The organism is Pseudacidovorax intermedius, from assembly GCF_001476815.1.
Lineage (GTDB): Bacteria > Pseudomonadota > Gammaproteobacteria > Burkholderiales > Burkholderiaceae_C > Xenophilus > Xenophilus intermedius_A.
In genome coordinates this window covers 1-4584 of record NZ_LDSL01000209.1, presented here as the reverse complement: position 1 = coordinate 4584, position 4584 = coordinate 1, and the positions used below count along the sequence as shown (strand labels likewise).

Genomic DNA, 4584 nt, shown 5'->3' with positions numbered 1-4584 from the left:
CGTCGTGATGCGGCCAACGGTGATGTCCGTGCCCGCTTGGACACGGATGCTGCCCGTCTGGGTCGTGAGGTTGCTCGTGGTGGACATGGCCACCGCACCCGCCGTCGCAAGCAGGTCAATGCTGCCGGCTGCGCTGGTCAGCACATCGGCGCCGGCCGACAGCGTGATGCTGCCGGAGGCCAGCACGCTCACGCTACCCGTGCCGCTGCGGATGTCCGCGTTGGCGTTGGCGAGCACGTTGCCGCCGATGGCTTGCACCAGCACGTTGCCGCTGCCGTTGGCGCTGAGGGCATTGCCGTCTGCGGATGCCGTGCCGTCGTTCAGCACCATGTCGCCCGCGATGCTGCGAAGCACGATGCTGCCGTTGGCGGCTGTGGCGATGTCCGACTGGGTGGCGTCGCTCACGGCCGTGGTCAGCGCGTTGGCGCCGACGCGGGCGATGCTCACCGCCACGTCGCCGATAGTGAGGCCGTCGGACTCGGTCACGAACACGCCGCCAGCGCCCGCACGGGCGCTCAGCGTGGTCACCGTGGTTTCCAGCGCATTCGCGCCGGAGCCGATGGCGTTGCCTGCACTCAGGCGCAGGCCGCCGGCCACGATGTTGACCGCCGTGTCGTTGGCGCCGGCCACCAGGGCGTCTGCATCGATCAGGCTGCCGCCGGCCGTGAGGCTGGCGTTGCCGCTCGTGCTGAGACGGCCCACCGCGATGTCGGTGCCGGCTTGCACGCGGATGCTGCCCGTCTGGCTTGTGAGGTTGCTCGTGGTGGACATGGCCACCACACCCGCCGTCGCCAGAACGTCGATGCTGCCAGCGGCGCTGGTCAGCACATCCGCGCCGGCCGACAGCGTGACGCTGCCGGAGGCCAGAACACTGATGCTGCCCGTGCCGCTGCGGATGTCTGCGTTGGCGTTGGCGAGCACGTTGCCGCTGATGGCTTGCACCAGCACGTTGCCAGAGCCGTTTGCCACGATGGCGTTGCCGTCGGCATTGGCCGTGCCGTCGTTCAGCACCAGGTCGCCCGTGGCGCTGCGCAGCACGATGCTGCCGTTGGCCGTCGTCGCGATGTCGGACTGGGTGGCGTCGGTCACCGCGGTGGTCAGCGCATTGGCGCCGACGCGGTTGATGCTGACGGCCACGTCGCCGACGGTCAGGCCGTCGGACTCGGTCACGAACACGCCGCCGGCACCCGCACGGGCGCTCAGCGTGGTCACGGTCGTTTCGATGGCGTTCGCACCGGAGCCGATGCCATTGCCGGCGTTCAGGCGCAGGCCGTTGGTCACGATGTTCACAACGGCGTCGTCGGCGCCGGCCACCAGGGCGTCCGCATCAACGATGCTGCCGCCCGCCGTGAGGCTGGTGTTGCCGGTCGTGGTCGTGATGCGGCCGACAGTGATGTCCGTGCCCGCCTGCACGCGCACGTTGCCGGTCTGGGTCGTGAGGTTGCTCGTGGTGGACATGGACACGGAGCCGGTCGTGGCCAGCACGTCGATGCTGCCGGCCGCGCTGGTGAGCACGTCCGCACCGGCCGACAGCGTCACGCTGCCGGAGGCCAGCACGCTCACGTTGCCCGTTCCGCTACGGATGTCCGCGTTGGCGTTGGCGAGCACGTTGCCGCCGATCGCCTGCGCCAGCACATTGCCGGAGCCGTTGGCGTTGATGGCGTTGCCATCGGCGCTTGCGGTGCCGTCGTTCAGCACCAGGTCGCCCGTCGTGCTGCGCAGCACGATGCTGCCGTTGGCCGTCGTGGCGATGTCCGACTGCGTGGCATCCACCACGGCAGAGGTCAGCGCATCGGCACCCACGCGGTTGATGCTCACGCCCACGTCGCCGACGGTCAGGCCATCGGTTTCGGTCACGAACACGCCACCGGCACCCGCGCGGGCACTCAGCGTGGTGATGGTCGTTTCGATGGCGTTCGCACCGGAGCCGATGCCGTTACCCGCGCTCAGGCGCAGGCCGTTCGTCACGATGTTCACCACACCGTCGTCGGCGCCGGCCACCAGGGCGTCCGCATCAACGATGCTGCCGCCCGCCGTCAGGCTCGTGTTGCCCGTGCTCGTGGTGATGCGGCCGACCGTGATGTCGGTGCCCGCCTGCACGCGCACGTTGCCCGTCTGGGTCGCGAGGTTGCTCGTGGTGGACATGGACACGGAGCCCGTCGTGGCCAGCACGTCGATGCTGCCGGCCGCGCTGGTCAGCACGTCCGCACCGGCCGACAGCGTCACGCTGCCGGAAGCCAGCACGCTGATGCTGCCCGTGCCGCTGCGAATGTCCGCGTTGGCATTGGCGAGGACGTTGCCGCCCAGCGCCTGCAGCAGCACATTGCCGGAGCCGTCGGCGCTGAAGGCGTTGCCATCGGCGCTTGCGGTGCCGTCGTTCAGCACCAGGTCGCCCGTGGTGCTGCGCAGCACGATGCTGCCATTGGTCGTCGTGGCGATGTCCGACTGCGTGGCATCCACCACGGCAGAGGTCAGCGCATCGGCGGCCACACGGTTGATGCTCACGGCCACGTCGCTCACCGTGAGGCCGTCGGTTTCCGTGAGGAACACGCCGCCCGCACCCGCACGGGCGCTCAGTGTGGTCACGGTCGTTTCGATGGCGTTCGCACCAGAGCCGATGCCATTGGCCGCGCTCAGACGCAGCCCGTTGGTCACGATGTTGACCACCATGTCGTCGGCGCCCGCCACCAGGGCGTCTGCATCAACGATGGCGCCACCGGCCGTGAGGCTGGTGCTGCCGGTCGTGGTCGTGATGCGACCCACGGTGATGTCCGTGCCGGCCTGCACCCGCACGCCGCCCGTCTGGGTCGTGAGGTTGCTGGTGGTGGACATGCTCACGGAGCCAGCCGTGGCCAGCACGTCGATGCTGCCGGCCGCGCTGGTCAGCAGGTCCGCGCCCGCGGCCAGCGTCACGCTGCCCGACGCGAGCACGCTCAGGCTGCCCGCGCCGCTGCCGATGTCGGCGTTGGCCAGCACGCTGCCCGCCAGGGCCTGTACCAGCACGTTGCCGCTGCCGTTGGCGCTGATGGCATTGCCGTCGGCGGCTGCCGTGCCGTCGTTCAGCACCAGGTCGCCCGTGGTGCTGCGCAGCACGATGCTGCCGTTGCTGGTGGTCACCAGGTCAGACTGGGTGGCGTCGCTCACTACCGTGGTCAGCGCATCGCCGCCCACGCGGTTGAGGCTCACAGCGACATCGCCGACAGCAAGCCCGTCGGTCTCCATCACGAACACGCCACCTGCACCCGCACGGGCGCTCAGCGTGGTGACGGTGGTTTCGATGGCGTTGGCACCGCTGCCGATGCCGTTGCCTGCGGCGAGGCGCAGGCCGTTCGTCACGATGTTCACCGCCGTGTCGTCCACGCCGGCCACCAGGGTGTCTGCGTCAACGACGCTGCCGCCGGCCGTCAGGCTGGTGTTGCCCGTGGTCGTGGTGATGCGGCCCACGGTGATGTCCGTGCCGGCCTGGACACGCACGCTGCCGGCCTGGGTCGTGAGGTTGCTGGTCGTGGACATGCTCACGCTGCCCGCGGTCGCCAGCACGTCGATGCTGCCGGCCGCGCTGGTGAGCACATCGGCCCCGGTCGCCAGCGTGATGCTGCCGGAAGCCAACACACTGAGGCTCCCCGTGCCGCTGCGGATGTCCGCATTGGCGTTGGCGAGCACGTTGCCGCCCAGTGCCTGCACCAGCACGTTGCCCGTGCCATTGGCGCTGACGGCGTTGCCATCGGCGTTTGCGGAGCCGTCGTTCAGCACCAGGTCACCCGTGGTGCTGCGCAGGACCACGTTGCCGTTGGCGGCCGTGGCGATGTCCGACTGGGTGGCGTCGCTCACCGCCGTGGTCAGCGCATCGCTGCCGACGCGGTTGATGCTCACGGCCACGTCGCCAACAGTCAGGCCGTCGGTCTCGGTCACGAACACGCCGCCGGCACCTGCACGGGCGCTCAGCATGCTCACCGTGGTCTCCAGCGCGTTGGCGCCGGCACCGATGCCGTTGCCGGCGCTCAGGCGCAGGCCGTTGGTCACGATGTTGACCACGCCGTCGTCGGCACCGGCCACCAGGCCGTCCGCATCCGCGATGCTGCCGCCGGCCGTCAGGCTGGTGTTGCCGGTGGTCGTGGTGATGCGGCCCACGGTGATGTCCGTGCCCGCCTGCACGCGCACGCTGCCCGTCTGAGTCGCGAAGCTGGTGGTGCTCGACATGAGCACCGCACCCGTCGTGGCCAGCACGTCGATGCTGTCCGCCCCGCCGGTCAGCAGGTCCGCGCCCGCGGCCAGCGTCACGCTGCCCGACGCGAGCACGCTCAGGCTGCCCGCGCCGCTGCGGATGTCGGCGTTGGCCAGCACGCTGCCCGCCAGGGCCTGCACCAGCACGTTGCCGCTGCCGTTCGCGCTGATGGCATTGCCGTCGGCAGCTGCCGTGCCGTCGCTCAGCACCAGGTCGCCCGTGGTGCTGCGCAGCACGATGCCGCCGTTGGCCGTCGTGGCGATGTCGGACTGGGTGGCGTCGCTCACCGAGGAGGTCAGCGCATCGCTGCCGACGCGGTTGATGCTCACGGCCACGTCGCCGACGGTCAGGCCGTCGGC

Annotated in this window: 1 protein-coding gene; it reads right to left on the bottom strand. The window is 70.2% G+C overall.

Translation table 11 applies throughout. The annotated features are described in order from the left end of the window. Positions 1 to 4584 (bottom strand): beta strand repeat-containing protein (locus NS331_RS26890; protein ID WP_193758200.1); only part of this gene is annotated, 4584 nt, incomplete at both ends.